This window comes from Ruegeria sp. AI3 (genome assembly GCF_056541245.1).
Genome location: NZ_JBQFYA010000083.1, coordinates 1 through 614 on the forward strand (window position 1 = coordinate 1; position 614 = coordinate 614).

Sequence of the window (614 nt, forward strand, 5' to 3'; positions counted from 1 at the left end):
GATCATGATCTGTCGCTCTGTTGTTCGCAGGGAAAAGCCGTTAAGGGAGACCAAAGCAGACAGGAGGCATGTATGCAGGATGAAGTGCTCGCGACGGTTCAGGCGTCGTCGCCCCGTCGATGGGCTGGGGTGGGGATGTTGTCCATCGTCGGAGCGCTGGTGATCTATGTCGCCCTTGCATCTCCGCCCGAGCCGGTCTGGCAAGTGTTCCTGTTTGTCGTCGGCGGAGCGTCGTTCTGGCTGGCCTACCGCATGTGGCACGCGACAATGGACCGGATCGAACTCACGCGCCTGGAATTGCGCACGGGGTCGGGGCGCGTGATCGCGCGCGTTGAAGACGTTGAGGCGGTTGACCGGGGCGCGTTTGCATTCAAACCATCAAATGGTTTCCTGGTCCGGACAGGTACCAAGGGTGTGAATACTTGGGAGCCGGGGCTCTGGTGGCGCTTGGGCCATCGCATCGGTGTCGGAGGCATGACAGCCGCCGCCGAAACCAAGTTTATGTCCGAGATGCTGTCCGCGATGCTGGCGGATAGGGACGGGGTCTAGCAATCATCCGTCGCTTTGATGTTGGTGTAGCCGCGCGGTTGAGTGAAAATAAATTTGTCAATTGC

Annotated in this window: 1 protein-coding gene; it reads left to right on the forward strand. The window is 59.6% G+C overall.

All coding sequences use genetic code 11. The features are described 5' to 3' along the window. Positions 1–72: 72 nt before the first annotated feature. Positions 73–549, forward strand: coding sequence for a hypothetical protein (locus ACRZ95_RS23165; RefSeq protein ID WP_170435531.1), 477 nt, complete (start codon positions 73–75; stop codon positions 547–549). Positions 550–614: the final 65 nt, after the last annotated feature.